Here is a 15,605-nt window from a genome sequence, read left to right as displayed (position 1 = left end):
GAGGAAAATTAAAATGGCAGAAAAAAGACCAGTAAAAATTACTGAAACTATATTACGTGATGCTCATCAGTCATTAATCGCAACAAGAATGCCTACTGAAGAAATGCTTCCTATCATTGATACAATGGATAAGGTTGGATATCATGCTGTAGAATGTTGGGGTGGTGCAACTTTTGATGCTTCACTTAGATTCTTAAAAGAAGATCCATGGGAAAGATTAAGAAAATTAAGAGATGGATTTAAGAATACAAAATTACAGATGCTTTTTAGAGGACAGAATATTTTAGGATACAGCCATTATTCAGATGATGTTGTTGAATATTTTGTTCAAAAGTCAATTGCTAATGGTATTGATATTATTAGAATTTTTGACTGCTTAAATGACTTAAGAAACTTAGAAACAGCAGTAAAGGCTGCTAATAAGGAAAATGGTCATGCACAGATTGCATTATCATACACACTTGGTGATGCGTATACACTTGATTATTGGAAAGAAACAGCTAAGAGAATCGAAGATATGGGTGCTAACTCACTTTGTATCAAGGATATGGCCGGCCTTCTTACACCATATAAGGCAACTGAATTAGTTCAGGCTTTAAGAGAAGGAACAGATATCCCTATTGATCTTCATACACACTATACATCAGGTGTTGCAGCTATGACATACATGAAGGCTGTAGAAGCAGGATGCGATATTATCGATACTGCAATTTCACCATTCTCAATGGGTACATCTCAGCCTGCTACAGAAGTTATGGTAGAAACATTTAAGGGAACACCATACGATACAGGCTTAGATCAGAAGTTATTAAAAGAAATAGCAGATTACTTCAAACCATATAGAGAAGAATGTTTAGCTAATGGATTATTAAATCCAAAGGTTATGGGTGTTAATATCAATACACTTCTTTATCAGGTACCAGGTGGTATGCTTTCAAACCTTGTTTCACAGTTGGATGAAATGGGTGCGTCAGATAAGTTTGATCAGGTGTTAGAAGAAGTTCCTAGAGTTCGTAAAGACTTTGGTGAACCACCACTTGTTACACCATCAAGCCAGATTGTTGGTACACAGGCAGTTCTTAACGTAGTTATGGGCGAAAGATATAAGATGATTAACCAGCAGGCTAAAGATCTTCTTGCAGGAAAATATGGCCAGACAGTTAAGCCATTTAACGAAGAAGTTCAGAAGAAGGCTATCGGTGATGAAGAAGCTATTACATGCAGACCTGCAGATTTACTTGAACCATCACTTGATAAGTTCGAAAAGGAATGTGCTCAGTGGAAACAGCAGGATGAAGATGTGTTAACATACGCTTTATTCCCACAGGTTGCAAAAGAATTCTTTGAATACAGAGAAGCTCAGCAGACAAAGGTTGATCCATCTGTAGCAGACAAAGAAAACGGAGCATATCCAGTTTAAATTTGTATTATATGACACCTTATGCTTTAATAGGCATAGGTGTCATATTTATATAACGATTAGGATGTTTTAATATATGAGTAGTGTTTTAATTATTGGCGGTGGAGCTGCTGGAATGATGGCTGCGATTGCTGCCGGATATAATGGAAATGAAGTTCATTTATTTGAAAAAAATGACAGATTAGGTAAAAAAATTTTTATAACAGGAAAAGGCAGATGCAATATTACAAATGCATCTTCAATTGAAAATCATTTTTCGAATATAATTTATAATGAAAAATTTCTGTACAGTGCATATAATAATTTTTCCAGTGAAGATATATGCAATATGATAGAAAGTACAGGCGTAGAAACAAAGATAGAAAGAGGGAACAGAGTTTTTCCTTTAAGTGATAAATCATCTGACGTTATATGGGCGCTTGATAAAATGATGAAAGATATTGGCGTTAAGGTTCATTTAAAGTCAGAGATTATTAAAATTGAAAATTCTAACAATAAGGTTATTTTAATAGATAAACACAATAATAAGTTTGCAGGTGATAAATGTATAGTGGCTACAGGTGGTATGTCTTATGAGTCTACCGGGTCAACAGGTGATGGCTATAAGTTCGCAGAAAAAATGGGACATACTGTAAGTAAAACATATCCATCACTTGTGCCTTTCAATATTAAAGAAGAAATGTGCAAGCGATTGCAGGGGCTTTCCCTGAAAAATATAAAACTTACTATAACCGATGAAAAGGGAAAGGTTTATTTCCAGGAACAGGGCGAAATGCTTTTTACTCATTTTGGTATAAGCGGGCCCCTTGTATTATCAGCAAGCTGTTATATATGCGATAAATTTAAAGAGCATGATTTTTATGCATATATAGATTTGAAACCAGCATTGGATAAAGAAACTTTAGATAAGAGAATTCTAAAAGATTTTAATGAAAATATAAATAAGAATTTCAATAATTCTTTGGACAAGTTATTGCCTAAAAAGATGATTGAACCAATTATTGAATTGTGCAATATAGATCCTTATAAAAAAGTCAATGAAATTACAAAAGAAGAACGAGAAATTCTTATTGAAAACATAAAAAACATACCTTTAACAATTTCAGGAACGAGAGGATTTAATGAGGCAATTATAACCAGAGGAGGAATTTCTGTTAAAGATATTAATCCGAAAACAATGGAGTCGAAAATTGTTCCGAATATGTACTTTGTTGGTGAAGTATTGGATTTGGATGCAAAAACAGGTGGCTATAACCTGCAAATCGCCTGGAGCACAGGATATTTGGCAGGAAGTAGTATATATTAAATAGTGGAGGAACAAATGTATAATATAGCAATTGATGGTCCTGCAGGAGCGGGAAAAAGTACAATAGCAAAAATTGTGGCAAAGGAGTTAGGCTTTATTTATGTTGACACAGGTGCAATGTATAGAACAATGGCTTTAGCTTGTTATAGAGAAGGCATTAGTGCAAAAGAACATAAAAAGGTGGCAGAAAAATGTGAGTCCGTAGATGTTTCCCTTGGCTATGAAGATGGAACACAGAAAGTATTTCTTAATGGAGAAGATGTGAGTACATTAATTAGACAGGAAGAAATTGGTAATATGACAAGTGCTATTGCAGTATATCCTGAAGTTAGAAAAATTTTGGTTGAAATGCAAAAGAAACTTGCAAAAGAAAACAATGTAGTTATGGATGGCAGAGATATTGGTACAGCAGTATTACCAAATGCTGATTTGAAAATATATTTAACTGCCAGCTCAAGAACAAGAGCAATGAGACGTTATAAAGAACTTGTGGAAAAGGGAGAACAATGTGATGTTGATGCAATAGAGGCAGACATCAAAGACAGAGATTATAGAGACATGCATAGAGAAGTTTCTCCCCTTTGTCAGGCAGAAGATGCAGTGCTAGTTGATTCATCTGACATGTCAATTGAACAGGTTGTGGAAAAAATTACAGGTTTAGTTAAATAAAAAATTACACAGGTGTTTAAATGGAAATATTAGTGGCAAAAAGCGCCGGATTTTGCTTTGGAGTTGAAAAAGCGATTGAAAGTGTTTATAAAGAAATTGAAACAGGAAAGAAACCGATATATACTTTTGGACCGATAATTCATAACGAACAGGTTGTGGAAGATTTGGAGAAAAAAGGCATTTCGGTTATTGATACAGTTGAAGAACTTGAAAATCTTCAATCAGGAAGTGTTGTAATCAGATCCCATGGTGTTCCAAAGAAAATCTATGATGCCATAGAAAAACAAAATTTGGAAATAGTAGATGCTACCTGTCCTTTCGTTAAAAAGATTCATAACATTGTTAAGAAAGAAAGCGAAGAAGGTAAAAGAATTGTAATCATAGGAAATGACAATCACCCTGAAGTTGAAGGTATAAAAGGTTGGGTTGTAGGTGAAGCTATAGTTATAAAAGATGAGGAAGACATAGAAAAAATAGATTCCTTTAGAAATGAAAGTATATGTATTGTTTCACAAACGACATTTAACTACAATAAATTTAAATATTTAGTTGAAATTATAACTAAAAAGGGTTATGATATAAATGTTGTAAATACGATTTGCAATGCGACACACTTAAGACAAGTTGAGGCAAAAGAAATTGCATCAAAAGTGGATGCAATGATTGTTATTGGAGGTAAGAATAGTTCCAATACACAGAAGTTATATGACATATGTAAGAATGAGTGCAAGGATACTTATTATATACAAACTGTTAGTAACCTTAATTTGAAGAATGTCGATTCATTGAGGTCTATAGGTATTACAGCAGGGGCATCGACCCCAAAGAAAATTATTGAGGAGGTCGTTCTTAATGTCAGAGATGAGTTTTGAACAAATGTTGGATGAATCATTCAAGACAATTCATAATGGAGAAGTTCTTGAAGGAAAGGTAATCAGTGTAAGAGAAGACTATGCAGTTCTTAATGTTGGATATAAGGCTGACGGTATTCTTACAAGAGATGAATACTCTAACACACCAGTAGATCTGACAACTGTAATTTCAGTAGGCGATGAACTGACAGTTAAAGTTCTCAAGGTAAACGACGGCGAAGGTCAGGTTGCTTTATCTTATAAGAGACTTGCTGCAGAGAAAGCAAATGAGAAGATTAAAGAAGCTTTTGAAAATAAAGAAGTTCTTAAAGCACCAGTTGTACAGATTTTAAAAGGTGGTTTGAGTGTTGATGTTGAAGGTGGTAGAGTATTTATACCTGCAAGCCTTGTATCAGACGTATTCGAAAGAGATTTAGATAAATATTTAAATCAGGAAATCGAATTTGTAGTAACTGAATTTGATCCAAGAAGAAGACGTATTATTGGAGACAGAAAGCAGTTAGTTGTTGCAGAAAAAGAAGCAGCTAAGAAAGCTTTATTTGAAAAGATTCAGGTTGGAGACACAGTTGAAGGTGTAGTTAAGAGCGTTGTTGATTTTGGAGCATTCATTGATATCGGTGGTGCTGACGGACTTTTACATATCTCAGAAATGTCATGGGGTAGAGTTGGAAATCCTAGAAAGTTATTTAAGCCGGGCGACAAGGTTACAACATTTATTAAAGAAATTAATGGTGATAAGATTGCATTAAGCTTAAAGTTCGAAGATACAAATCCTTGGGCTAACGCTGAAGAAAAATTTGCAGTTGGAGCAATTGTTACAGGTAAGGTAGCAAGAATGACAGACTTTGGAGCATTCGTTGAAATCGAACCTGGTGTTGATGCTTTACTTCATGTATCACAGATTGCAAAACACCATGTTGAAAAGCCATCTGATGAATTAAAGGTTGGTCAGGAAATTGAAGCTAAGATTGTTGATTTTAATGAAGAAGAAAAGAAAATCAGCTTAAGTATCAAAGCTTTACTTCCAGATGAAGACGAAACTGAAGATGTTCAGGAAGATGTAGCTTCAGAAGAAGAATAATTTTTAAACAATATAGATTAAAGGCAGGCATTTTTTGCTTGCTTTTAATTTTATAAGGCTTATGGAGAATTAATGAGAGTAATAGCAGGAACAGCAAGAAGAATACAATTAGAAACAGTTAAAGGAAATAATACAAGACCTACAACTGATAGAATTAAAGAAACATTGTTTAATATTATAAATAATGATTTATATGATATTGATTTTTTGGATTTATTTAGTGGAAGTGGCGCTATTGGAATTGAAGCTTTAAGTCGTGGAGCTAGTAGTGCAACTTTTGTAGAAAATAATAGAAATGCTATTAAATGTATAGAGGCTAATTTGGAAAAAACTCATCTAAAAGAACAGGGAAATGTTGTTTTTGGTGATGTTATGCGAGCACTTGAAAGTTTACAATTAAAAAAACAGACATTTCACATTATTTTCATGGATCCACCTTATAATAAGCAATTAGAAAACAAGGTTTTAGAGTTTCTAAAAGATTCATGTATTTTAGATAATGACACTTTGATAATTGTTGAAGCTTCGTTGGAGACTGATTTCTCTTTTGCTTTGAATTTAGGATACGAAATTATAAAAGAAAAAATATACAAAACAAACAAACATATATTTTTGAAAAAACTAGGAGAATAATATGACAAGAGCAATTTATCCTGGAAGTTTTGACCCGGTTACGCTAGGACATTTAGATATTATTAAAAGAGCATCTAAAATATTTGATGAACTAATAGTAGGTGTTTTAAATAATAATTCTAAATCTCCGTTGTTTTCAGTTGAAAAACGTGTTAAAATGTTAAATGATGTTGTAAAAGATTTACCAAATGTCAAGGTTATGTCTTTTGAGGGATTACTTGTGGATTTTGCAAGAAAAGTAGATGCTCAAATTATTGTTAGAGGTTTAAGAGCTGTGACAGATTTTGAGTATGAACTTCAAATGTCTCAGACAAACACAGTTTTAAATGAAAATGTAGATACAATATTTTTTACAACAAGCTTGGAATATGCTTACCTTAGCTCAAGTACAGTAAGGGAAGCAGCGTATTTTGGAGCTGATATTAGCAAATTTGTACCAGAATCTGTTGTACAACAGGTTTACGATAAATTTAAGGAAAGAGGAGAATAAAAATGAGTAGTAAGATTGAACAGATTATTACAGAAATTGAGGAATATATTGATAACTGTAAGTTTCAGCCTTTATCAACATCTAAGATTGTAGTAAATAAAGACGATATTGATGAATTATTAGCTGAATTAAGATTAAGAACTCCTGATGAAATCAAGAAATATCAGAAGATTATTGCTAATAAGGATGCAATCTTAAACGATGCTAAGGAAAGATCAGAAGCTATGATTGCTGAAGCTACAGCACACATTAATCAGTTGGTTAGTGAACATGAAATTATGCAGAAAGCATATGATGAAGCTAACAAGGTTATTGAACAGGCACAGCAGGAAGCTCAGGATATTTTGAACAATGCTACATCAGAAGCAAATGATTATAGAATGAGAGCTATGCAGTATACAGATGATATTTTATCAAATGTTCAGAGCATACTTACAACAGGTATGAATAGCTTTGAAAATGCACAGAGCCAGATGATGACATCGTTAAACAGTTCATTAAATGTTGTTGTTGAAAGCAGAAAAGAATTAAATGGTCAGGATGAAGATAATTCACAGCCTGAAAATAATGATGACATTGCAGTTGATTTAATGTAATTATTATACTTTATACAGAAAAGAAAGCTATGTTTAGCTTTCTTTTTTGTATATTTAAATAACACTAAGAAAATTATTTACTATTTCTATTTATGAAATTGTTATTTGTTATTACCGTTGCATAAAAAATGTTGTTTGTTATAACTATCACACAAAATTACAAACTATAGATAATTAAATATAAAATAGTAAAAAATAAACAACATTCTATTTTGCCTAAAACATAATATAACATAATTGATTTATCTTTTATTTGGGATAAGGATTGCATAAAAATAGAAATACCACCCAATATTACACATAGAAGCATAAAATATATTTTATAAACATCCTCTAATTGACACTTTGTTATAAGAAAGCAACCGTTTGTAATTTCTAAAAATGAAATTGCTATTTTTTTGAAAAAAAGATAGTGGTATGATATTGATTAACTGCGTTAATGCTGAAAAAAATATAACGTATGTACATAATGTCATTATAGAAAAATATGTTTTTTTAATTATGTTTTCGTTTTTGCTTAATGTGTTTATGCTTGTTTGAAAAGCGGGATAATGTGTTTCTCTAAAATTTAGAATTAATTTATTTAATATCCCGGTTATGATGGAAGGCAGAAAAACAAACAAAACAATATGCAAAGTGGTAAGTTTAGTATCACCCAAAACTGGTAACGAACTTTTCAAACATGTGCATATTATATAATTTATAAGAAAAGAGATGCTTGTGTTATTACAAAAAGTTATAAGGTATTTCCCTTCGGCTTTTGAAATATTGCCCGATGAGACCATTTCTCCAATAACTTTTGCACCTAACGGATAGCCTGACAAAAAGCCCACAAGTATAATGTAAGCACCATTTATTGTTACTTTGAAGAAAAAATTTAGTAATGGATACAAAAGTTTTCCGATGTAATAGCATAAACCTTTTTCGTACATATAATTAGTAATTAGTATGAAAGGTAATAGCGATGGAATTACAGAGTACAATGAAAGTATAATGCCTTTTTTTATACCTGCAGAAATTTCAACGGGAAAAGTTAAAGTTAAAGTTATGCATAGTGCACAAAATATTAATAAATATAATTTTTTCATAGGCCTTTTTTATTATAATATTATTTTGAAACAAATTATATTACTTTAATGTGTTGAAATTAATTGCAAAATACAATAAAATATATGGAGAAGAATTGAGGTATATATATGGAATTATTTTCAATTTCCAGTAGCAGTAAAGGAAATTGTATTTTATTAGATAATAAAGAAACAACATTGATGATAGATGTTGGAATAAGTAGGAAAAGAGTTGTCGAAGGGTTTGAGCATTTTGACAAAGATCCGGAAGATTTAGATGGGATATTAATTTCTCATGAACATAGTGACCATATTAAAGGGTTGGGAGTATTTTTGAGAAAATATCATATTCCTGTTTATGCTACTGAAGATACAATAGACTATATTTTAAATAAATCATCCATTGGAGAAGTTGATAAAGAATTATTTTTTCCAATAGAAAAAAATAAAAGCTTTTACATAAAAAATACTAAAATATCACCGCTTCAAATTAGCCATGATGCTGTTGATCCTGTATGCTATAGGTTTGATGATGACTCTGTGGACAATTCATCAGGTGCCATAGTTACGGATTTAGGTACATATGATGGAAAGTTGGTTAATGGCTTACAGGAGTTAGACAGTATTTTAGTGGAATCAAATCATGATGTAAGAATGTTACAGATGGGCCCATATCCCTTTCGTTTGAAACAAAGAATATGGGGAACTAAAGGTCATTTGTCAAATGAAGCATGTGGTGATTTTCTTAATAAAATCATTAATAAAAGAATGAAACATATTATTTTGGGTCATTTAAGTGGCGAAAATAATTATCCCGAATTAGCGTTTCAGGCTGTAAAAAACGAGTTGAATTTTGCCAAGGCGGTAGAGGATGTAAATCAAATTGATTTAAAAGTTGCAAGTAGGTACGAACCTTCCTGCAATATTAAATTTTAAATATATAATATCATAATTACTAGGAGGAACTTATGAAAAAGACAATTATTACAGTGGTAGGTAAAGACACAGTAGGCATTATAGCAGCGGTATGTTCATACTTAGCAGACAATAAAGTAAACATACTTGATATTTCTCAGACAATTGTTCAGGAATATTTTAACATGATGATGATTGTTGATTGCAATAACGCATCAAAGCCTGTGCATGAATTATCAGATGATTTAGAAAAAATCGGCGATGAAATCGGTGTTGTAATTAAAATGCAGCATGAAGATATTTTTAACAGTATGCACAGAATCTAGTTAATGGGAGAAAAAACATGATTAATAAATTTGAAGTTATTGAAACTAATAAAATGATTGACGATTACAATCTGGATGTAAGAACTATTACATTAGGTATTAGTCTTATGGATTGTATTAGTAATGATTTAGAAACGTTAAATAATAATATTTATAATAAAATTAAAAAACTTGCAGGTAATTTAGTTCAAACAGGAGAAGATATCTCAAAAGAATACGGTATTCCTATTGTTAATAAAAGAATTTCCGTTACACCAATTGGTTTAGTTGGGGCAAGTGCCTGTAAGACACCTGATGATTTTGTGACTATTGCAAAAACATTAGACAAGGTAGCAAAGGAAGTTGGTGTTAATTTCCTTGGTGGATACACAGCATTAGTTAGCAAGGGTATGTCAAAGGCAGAAGAAAATCTTATTAAATCTATACCAAAGGCTTTAGCTTGCACAGAACGTGTATGCAGTTCAGTTAATGTTGGTTCAACAAAAACAGGTATTAACATGGATGCTGTAAGATTAATGGGAGAAATTGTTAAGGAAACAGCAGAAGAATCAAAAGAGGATGATTCATTAGGTTGCGCTAAACTTGTTGTTTTTTGTAATGCTCCTGACGACAATCCTTTTATGGCAGGTGCTTTCCATGGTGTTACTGAAGCAGATGCAATTATTAATGTAGGTGTTTCAGGACCTGGCGTTGTAAGACATGCATTAAAGAAAGTTCGTGGAGAAAACTTCGAGGTTCTATGTGATACAATCAAAAAGACAGCTTTCAAGATTACAAGAGTTGGCCAGTTAGTTGCAAAGGAAGCTTCGAAGAGATTAAATGTTCCTTTTGGTATTATAGATTTATCTTTGGCACCTACACCTGCAATTGGTGATAGTGTGGCTGATATTTTAGAGGAAATTGGTTTACAGAGAGCCGGTGCGCCTGGTACAACAGCAGCTCTTGCACTGTTAAACGATCAGGTTAAAAAAGGTGGCGTAATGGCATCTTCATATGTTGGAGGTTTAAGTGGTGCCTTTATTCCTGTAAGTGAAGATCAGGGTATGATTGATGCTGTAAAAGAAGGCGCTTTAACTATTGAAAAATTAGAAGCAATGACATGCGTATGCTCAGTTGGACTTGACATGATAGCAATTCCGGGAGATACAAAGGCTACAACAATTGCCGGTATTATTGCAGATGAATCAGCAATTGGTATGGTCAATGCTAAAACAACAGCTGTAAGAATTATTCCTGTAATTGGAAAGGGAGTTGGAGAAACAGTAGAATTTGGTGGCTTACTTGGATATGCACCTATTATACCTGTAAATAATTTCTCTTGCGATAATTTCGTAAATAGAACAGGTCGTATTCCTGCACCAATTCATAGCTTTAAAAATTAATATTATATTTGAATTTTATAATATATAGAAAATATAGAAAAATAAAAAAGTTGGCTTATGTTTTCTATCAAATTTAATATAAGTACAAAAAAGAAGATTATAAAACAATTGCTTTTATAATCTTCTTTTTGTTGTGAATACAAGTGATGATTATTCTAAAATGTTTATTTTAAATTACATATTATAAAACAATAATTTTTCTTTGAAATTCCCTTGGAATCTTCTTTTGGCATTTATTCATGTAAACTAATCGGTATAAATCATCAGCCTGCAAGGATAAGTTTAACATCTTTTTTGTTAAACCTGATGAATAGTTGTAGTAGCTTGAAAATTTTCCAATTAAGTCTATGGATGCGTTCTTTTTTAATAATCTCATTATAGATGAATCTCTGTTAAAACCTAAAACTCTTGCGTAGAAAACATAGCCGTTGGAAATAAAGGAATTTACGTCTTCCTGCTTAATGTTAAGTGCAATATGCATTAAAACTCTTGATAATCCGGCACAAGTATAATTTTTTGATTGTAAATCTTTTATAAATTCTTCTACATTACAAAAATTATATTTCAAATTATTGATTCGATTGCTTAAATCTTCGTTTATATCATAATAAACAGTAAAATCTTCTTCGCTTAAAAGTTTGTAAGCAAGTATTTGACTAAAATCATTTAGTTCCAAATAATTGTTACCATATAAATTATTACAGTTTGAAGGAATCAGGCTTTCAATGGGATTACCTGATGCTATTTCATTTCTTATACCTGTAGCAGAAGCAAAAGTTGTGTTAGTCTTTTTAGAATTATATCCTGCACCCACTCTTTTTATGGCAACTGGTTTGATACTTGAATTTAATCTTTTAATAGCCTTTAAATATTCAATAGCAAGAATATTATTAGGTTTGTTAAGAAGATTATCCAATTCATCAAATTGTAAAATATTATTTTCTAAACAATAATCTGTAAGAGCTTTGGCTCTTGCTTTTGGAAAAGAATATCCGTTTTTTAAATATAATGACAGCATATTTTTGAAATCATCAGGTTCCTTTAAAAGAATACTTACGATATTAGGTAAAACTTTTATGTTGTCAGTTTCGCAGCCGAAACACAAATAGTCCACACAATTTAAACTGTCCAAAAGTTTAACTGCTGATGCTGCGAAAGTTTCTGCAGAAGCAGTTGCATAGCAACATGGAAGTTCTAAAACAACATCTGCACCATTTCTCAATGCTGCTTTGGTGCGAAGGGATTTATCATAAAAAGCAGGCATCCCCCTTTGAACATAATTGCCGCTGCAAACTATAATGGCATTTTCGGCACCTGTAATTTTTTTAGCTTTTTCTATTAAATATTTATGTCCGTTGTGAAACGGATTGAATTCTGCTATAATTCCCATTGTTTTCATATATTGTCACCTCACAAGTGAATATTTTATCATTATTGCACCAACCTTTCAACAAATTAGGGCACTTTTAGGTGTTGTTTAAAATTTATGCTTATACTATAATAAATATTGGATTGAAGAATAATTTTTAGAAGGAGAAAAATATGAGCTTTATTGAAGAGTTAAAAGAAAAAGCAAGAAAGAACAGAAAAAAGATTGTATTACCGGAAGGAATGGACAAACGTACATACGAGGCTGCTGAACAAATTATAAAAGAAGATTTTGCGGACATTATAATTTTAGCAACTGACGAAGAATTAGAAACATATGGAAGTGGTTATAACATTGAGGGTGCTACGATAATTAATCCTTTAAATTATGAAAAAACAAAGGAGTATGCTGAAGGTTTTTATGAGTTAAGAAAAGCAAAAGGAATGACACAACCCCAGGCTTTAGCCATGGTTGTTAGTGATCATATGTATTTTGCATGTATGATGGTTAAATGTGGAGATGCAGACGGCGTAGTATCAGGTGCGTGCCACTCATCAGCTAACACACTTAGACCTTCACTTCAGATTATAAAGACAAAACCTGGTAGCAAGTTAGTATCAGCATTTTTTGTAGTTTGTGTAAAGAATAAAGATATGGGAGCTAATGGTGTATTTGTTATGGGAGATTGTGGTCTGAATCAGAATCCTAACCCAACACAGCTTGCAGATATTGCTGCAAGTAGTGCAGAGTCATTTGAATATTTAGTTGGTAAAAAGGCGAGAGTAGCAATGTTATCACATTCTTCATACGGAAGTGCTGCTCATAACGATGTGGATAAAGTTGTTGAAGCAACAGCTATTGCAAAGAAAGAATATCCACAGTTCTTAATAGATGGCGAATTGCAGACAGATGCAGCTTTAATTCCTGAAATTGCAGAATTTAAAGCACCGGGAAGTCCTGTTGCAGGAAAAGCTAATGTTTTGGTTTTCCCTGATTTGGATGCAGGAAATATCGGTTATAAATTATTACAGAGATTAGGTGGTGCAGAAGCTTACGGACCATTATGTCAGGGAATTGCAAAACCTATTAATGACTTATCAAGAGGTTGTAGTGCAATGGATATTGTTGGTGTAGTAGCAATTACAGCAGTTCAGGCAAAAATAGTTTAATTTTTATTTGAAAAATCTTTTGAATTTGATATTATAATATATGTATTTATTAGCTTGTATTTTTTTAATACAAGCTAATTTTTAGGATAACAGAAAATATAATTATATTTAAAACAATTTATATGGGAGGAGCAAATGGAAGTATTAGTTATAAATTGTGGAAGCTCATCACTTAAATTTCAGTTAATTGATTCAGAAAAAGAGCATGTTTTAGCTAAAGGTTTGTGTGAGAGAATAGGAATTGATAAAAGTTCTATTACATACCAGAGCGATAAATGTGAGAAAATGACTAAAGAAGTTGACATGCCTACTCACAATGAAGCAATCAATGCGGTTATATCTGCTTTAACAGATGAAAAAACAGGTGTTATAAATGATATGAGCGAAGTTAAGGCTGTTGGTCATAGAGTTGTTCATGGTGGAGAATATTTTTCATCTTCAGCTATTGTTGATGAAGATGTTCTTGAAAAGATTGAAAAGTGCAATTATTTAGCACCTCTTCATAATCCGGCAAATGTAATTGGAATTAAGGCGTGTATGAAGATAATGAAAGATACACCAAACGTTGTTGTGTTTGATACAGCCTTTCATCAGACTATGCCAGAAGAAGCATATTTATATGGTATTCCAAGAGAATACTATGAAAAACATAAGATAAGACGTTATGGTTTCCATGGTACTTCGCATAGTTATGTATCAAAGAGAGTTGCTCAAATTATGAATAAGCCTGTAGAAGAACTTAAAACAATTGTTTGCCATTTAGGAAACGGTGCAAGTATTTGTGCAGTAGATGGGGGAAAGTCGGTTGATACAAGTATGGGACTTACACCCCTTGCAGGAGTTATGATGGGTACAAGATCAGGTGATATTGATCCCGGAATTTTAGAAGTATTAGCTAAAATGGAAAACAAAGATGTATCTGAAATAACTAATATTCTTAATAAAAAATCGGGTGTTGCCGGCTTGTCACAGGTTTCAAGTGACTTCAGAGATATAACTAAAGCTATTGAAGAAGGCAATGCAGTTGCAAAATCAGCCCTTGATGCTTACATTAGAACTGTTGTAAGATTTGTTGGTGCTTATGTTGCCGTTATGAATGGTGTTGATACAATTGTATTTACAGCAGGTGTTGGCGAAAATAACAGTGCAGTAAGAGCAGGAGTTGTAAAGCATCTTAAATATTTAGGTGTAGAGTTAGATGAAGAAGCTAATAAGATAAGAGGTGAAGAGAAACTTATCTCAACTGCAGACTCAAAAGTTAAAGTTTATGTAGTGCCAACTAATGAAGAATTAGCTATTGCAAGAGAAACAGTAGAACTTGTTAAGTAAAGCAATTTTGTAAGATATAAGCGTTTTTCAAGCTTGTTATTACAAAATTAAATATAAAACAATTCTTAAATTATATAAAAAAATAATGACGCTTGACAAATATATGATGGATATGTATAATTGTTTAGGTGTCTTTGAAGAAGGAATATTATGATAATTGATTTATATGAACTTCTACAGGAAGAAGACGGGGAGAAAGTTTTTTCTCCAACTTATGAAAATGAGAAATTCAAAACTAAAAGAGAATCATATCCTGTAAAGGATTGTGATATTAAGTTTATTTTTCATAATGATGGTAAGAAGCATATTGCTTTTACATCAAAGGGATATGTTGTATTGGCTATTCCTTGTAATAAGTGTTTAGAACCTGTAGATTACAAGATTAATATTGACAGTTTCAAGGACTTAGATTTGAATAAAACATCTGAACAACGTATAGCAGATCTGGATGAAACTAATTATCTGGACGGTACAAAGATTGATTCAGAGGTATTTATTAATAACGAGATTCTGGTTAATTTTCCTATGAAAGTTCTTTGCAGTGAAAACTGTAAGGGAATTTGTAATAGATGCGGCGCAAATCTCAATTTGAGATCCTGTAATTGCGAAGACGCAAAACCAGGAACGGGAATGTCGAAAATATTAGATGTTTTTAATCAGTTTAAGGAGGTGTAAACCATGTCTATCTGTCCAAAGAACAAATCTTCAAAAGGAAGAAGAGATAAGAGAAGAGCAAACTGGAAGATGTCAGCTCCAAACCTTGTAAAGTGCAGCAAGTGTGGAACATTAATGATGCCACATAGAGTATGCAAGGCATGCGGAAGCTACAACAAAAAAGAAATAGTTTCAGTTGACTAATTATAAAAATAAGACTTTGTGAGTTTTCACAGAGTCTTATTTTTGTGTGATAGGAAGTTTTGATACTGTATATTGCTATACATATAGCATGTACAGTATTTTTCTTTTAGTATATGTTTCTTG

16 protein-coding genes are annotated in these 15,605 nt (G+C 32.2%); 15 read left to right on the top strand and 1 reads right to left on the bottom strand.

What is annotated here, in order from left to right:
- The first annotated feature begins 13 nt into the window (after positions 1–13).
- The 11 genes from ACQY63_RS02865 to ACQY63_RS02815 all read left to right on the top strand — a co-directional run bounded on the left by ACQY63_RS02865 (position 14) and on the right by ACQY63_RS02815 (position 10,757).
- Positions 14–1,420: an oxaloacetate decarboxylase subunit alpha gene (locus ACQY63_RS02865; protein ID WP_022166043.1), complete on the top strand. Its 1,407-nt coding sequence runs from the start codon at positions 14–16 to the stop codon at positions 1,418–1,420.
- Between the two features lie 76 nt (positions 1,421–1,496).
- On the top strand, positions 1,497–2,726 hold the full coding sequence (locus tag ACQY63_RS02860; RefSeq protein WP_428244679.1) for an NAD(P)/FAD-dependent oxidoreductase: 1,230 nt from the start codon (positions 1,497–1,499) through the stop codon (positions 2,724–2,726).
- A 15-nt stretch (positions 2,727–2,741) separates the two neighbouring features.
- Positions 2,742–3,395 carry a (d)CMP kinase gene (gene cmk / locus ACQY63_RS02855; protein WP_022166045.1) on the top strand — a complete coding sequence of 218 codons (654 nt, stop codon included), beginning with the start codon at positions 2,742–2,744 and terminating at the stop codon, positions 3,393–3,395.
- A gap of 20 nt (positions 3,396–3,415) precedes the next feature.
- A complete protein-coding gene (gene ispH, locus ACQY63_RS02850) occupies positions 3,416–4,267 on the top strand; it encodes a 4-hydroxy-3-methylbut-2-enyl diphosphate reductase (protein WP_022166046.1) in 852 nt (283 codons plus the stop codon).
- A complete protein-coding gene (gene rpsA, locus ACQY63_RS02845) occupies positions 4,248–5,348 on the top strand; it encodes a 30S ribosomal protein S1 (RefSeq protein ID WP_022166047.1) in 1,101 nt (366 codons plus the stop codon). Before ispH ends, rpsA begins: the two co-directional genes overlap by 20 nt.
- Positions 5,349–5,420: 72 nt before the next feature.
- Positions 5,421–5,981 carry a 16S rRNA (guanine(966)-N(2))-methyltransferase RsmD gene (gene rsmD, locus ACQY63_RS02840; RefSeq protein WP_022166048.1) on the top strand — a complete coding sequence of 187 codons (561 nt, stop codon included), beginning with the start codon at positions 5,421–5,423 and terminating at the stop codon, positions 5,979–5,981.
- A gap of 1 nt (position 5,982) precedes the next feature.
- On the top strand, positions 5,983–6,471 hold the full coding sequence (coaD, locus tag ACQY63_RS02835) for a pantetheine-phosphate adenylyltransferase (RefSeq protein ID WP_022166049.1): 489 nt from the start codon (positions 5,983–5,985) through the stop codon (positions 6,469–6,471).
- 2 nt (positions 6,472–6,473) lie between these two features.
- Positions 6,474–7,067: a hypothetical protein gene (locus tag ACQY63_RS02830; protein ID WP_022166050.1), complete on the top strand. Its 594-nt coding sequence runs from the start codon at positions 6,474–6,476 to the stop codon at positions 7,065–7,067.
- A 1,196-nt stretch (positions 7,068–8,263) separates the two neighbouring features.
- Positions 8,264–9,070: an MBL fold metallo-hydrolase gene (locus ACQY63_RS02825; protein WP_022166052.1), complete on the top strand. Its 807-nt coding sequence runs from the start codon at positions 8,264–8,266 to the stop codon at positions 9,068–9,070.
- Between the two features lie 32 nt (positions 9,071–9,102).
- On the top strand, positions 9,103–9,375 hold the full coding sequence (locus ACQY63_RS02820) for an ACT domain-containing protein (RefSeq protein ID WP_117999554.1): 273 nt from the start codon (positions 9,103–9,105) through the stop codon (positions 9,373–9,375).
- A gap of 17 nt (positions 9,376–9,392) precedes the next feature.
- Positions 9,393–10,757, top strand: a complete 1,365-nt coding sequence (locus ACQY63_RS02815; RefSeq protein ID WP_022166054.1) for a PFL family protein — start codon at positions 9,393–9,395, stop codon at positions 10,755–10,757.
- Between the two features lie 181 nt (positions 10,758–10,938).
- Here ACQY63_RS02815 and ACQY63_RS02810 read toward each other — a convergent pair whose 3' ends face one another.
- Complete coding sequence (locus ACQY63_RS02810; protein WP_428244678.1) at positions 10,939–12,156, bottom strand: nucleotidyltransferase; 1,218 nt, start codon at positions 12,154–12,156, stop codon at positions 10,939–10,941.
- Between the two features lie 143 nt (positions 12,157–12,299).
- Between ACQY63_RS02810 and pta the strand changes: the two genes are divergently transcribed.
- The 4 genes from pta to rpmF all read left to right on the top strand — a co-directional run bounded on the left by pta (position 12,300) and on the right by rpmF (position 15,482).
- Positions 12,300–13,295: a phosphate acetyltransferase gene (gene pta, locus ACQY63_RS02805; protein ID WP_428244677.1), complete on the top strand. Its 996-nt coding sequence runs from the start codon at positions 12,300–12,302 to the stop codon at positions 13,293–13,295.
- 135 nt (positions 13,296–13,430) lie between these two features.
- On the top strand, positions 13,431–14,624 hold the full coding sequence (locus ACQY63_RS02800; RefSeq protein WP_412335002.1) for an acetate/propionate family kinase: 1,194 nt from the start codon (positions 13,431–13,433) through the stop codon (positions 14,622–14,624).
- A 150-nt stretch (positions 14,625–14,774) separates the two neighbouring features.
- A complete protein-coding gene (locus tag ACQY63_RS02795; RefSeq protein ID WP_022166058.1) occupies positions 14,775–15,299 on the top strand; it encodes a YceD family protein in 525 nt (174 codons plus the stop codon).
- 3 nt (positions 15,300–15,302) lie between these two features.
- On the top strand, positions 15,303–15,482 hold the full coding sequence (rpmF, locus tag ACQY63_RS02790; RefSeq protein WP_022166059.1) for a 50S ribosomal protein L32: 180 nt from the start codon (positions 15,303–15,305) through the stop codon (positions 15,480–15,482).
- Positions 15,483–15,605 lie beyond the last annotated feature (123 nt).

The sequence above is a fragment of the Eubacterium sp. Marseille-QA0814 genome (genome assembly GCF_965119675.1).
In the GTDB taxonomy this organism is placed as follows: domain Bacteria; phylum Bacillota; class Clostridia; order Lachnospirales; family Lachnospiraceae; genus Eubacterium_G.
This window is presented reverse-complemented; position numbering and strand designations above follow the sequence as displayed.

What these genes read in the sequence shown, in the direction of transcription:
- ACQY63_RS02865 (WP_022166043.1), top strand. Translation starts at nt 14, where the DNA reads ATGGCAGAAAAAAGACCAGTAAAAATTACTGAAACTATATTACGTGAT.
- ACQY63_RS02860 (WP_428244679.1), top strand. Translation starts at nt 1,497, where the DNA reads ATGAGTAGTGTTTTAATTATTGGCGGTGGAGCTGCTGGAATGATGGCT.
- cmk (WP_022166045.1), top strand. Translation starts at nt 2,742, where the DNA reads ATGTATAATATAGCAATTGATGGTCCTGCAGGAGCGGGAAAAAGTACA.
- ispH (WP_022166046.1), top strand. Translation starts at nt 3,416, where the DNA reads ATGGAAATATTAGTGGCAAAAAGCGCCGGATTTTGCTTTGGAGTTGAA.
- rpsA (WP_022166047.1), top strand. Translation starts at nt 4,248, where the DNA reads ATGTCAGAGATGAGTTTTGAACAAATGTTGGATGAATCATTCAAGACA.
- rsmD (WP_022166048.1), top strand. Translation starts at nt 5,421, where the DNA reads ATGAGAGTAATAGCAGGAACAGCAAGAAGAATACAATTAGAAACAGTT.
- coaD (WP_022166049.1), top strand. Translation starts at nt 5,983, where the DNA reads ATGACAAGAGCAATTTATCCTGGAAGTTTTGACCCGGTTACGCTAGGA.
- ACQY63_RS02830 (WP_022166050.1), top strand. Translation starts at nt 6,474, where the DNA reads ATGAGTAGTAAGATTGAACAGATTATTACAGAAATTGAGGAATATATT.
- ACQY63_RS02825 (WP_022166052.1), top strand. Translation starts at nt 8,264, where the DNA reads ATGGAATTATTTTCAATTTCCAGTAGCAGTAAAGGAAATTGTATTTTA.
- ACQY63_RS02820 (WP_117999554.1), top strand. Translation starts at nt 9,103, where the DNA reads ATGAAAAAGACAATTATTACAGTGGTAGGTAAAGACACAGTAGGCATT.
- ACQY63_RS02815 (WP_022166054.1), top strand. Translation starts at nt 9,393, where the DNA reads ATGATTAATAAATTTGAAGTTATTGAAACTAATAAAATGATTGACGAT.
- ACQY63_RS02810 (WP_428244678.1), bottom strand. Translation starts at nt 12,156, where the DNA reads ATGAAAACAATGGGAATTATAGCAGAATTCAATCCGTTTCACAACGGA.
- pta (WP_428244677.1), top strand. Translation starts at nt 12,300, where the DNA reads ATGAGCTTTATTGAAGAGTTAAAAGAAAAAGCAAGAAAGAACAGAAAA.
- ACQY63_RS02800 (WP_412335002.1), top strand. Translation starts at nt 13,431, where the DNA reads ATGGAAGTATTAGTTATAAATTGTGGAAGCTCATCACTTAAATTTCAG.
- ACQY63_RS02795 (WP_022166058.1), top strand. Translation starts at nt 14,775, where the DNA reads ATGATAATTGATTTATATGAACTTCTACAGGAAGAAGACGGGGAGAAA.
- rpmF (WP_022166059.1), top strand. Translation starts at nt 15,303, where the DNA reads ATGTCTATCTGTCCAAAGAACAAATCTTCAAAAGGAAGAAGAGATAAG.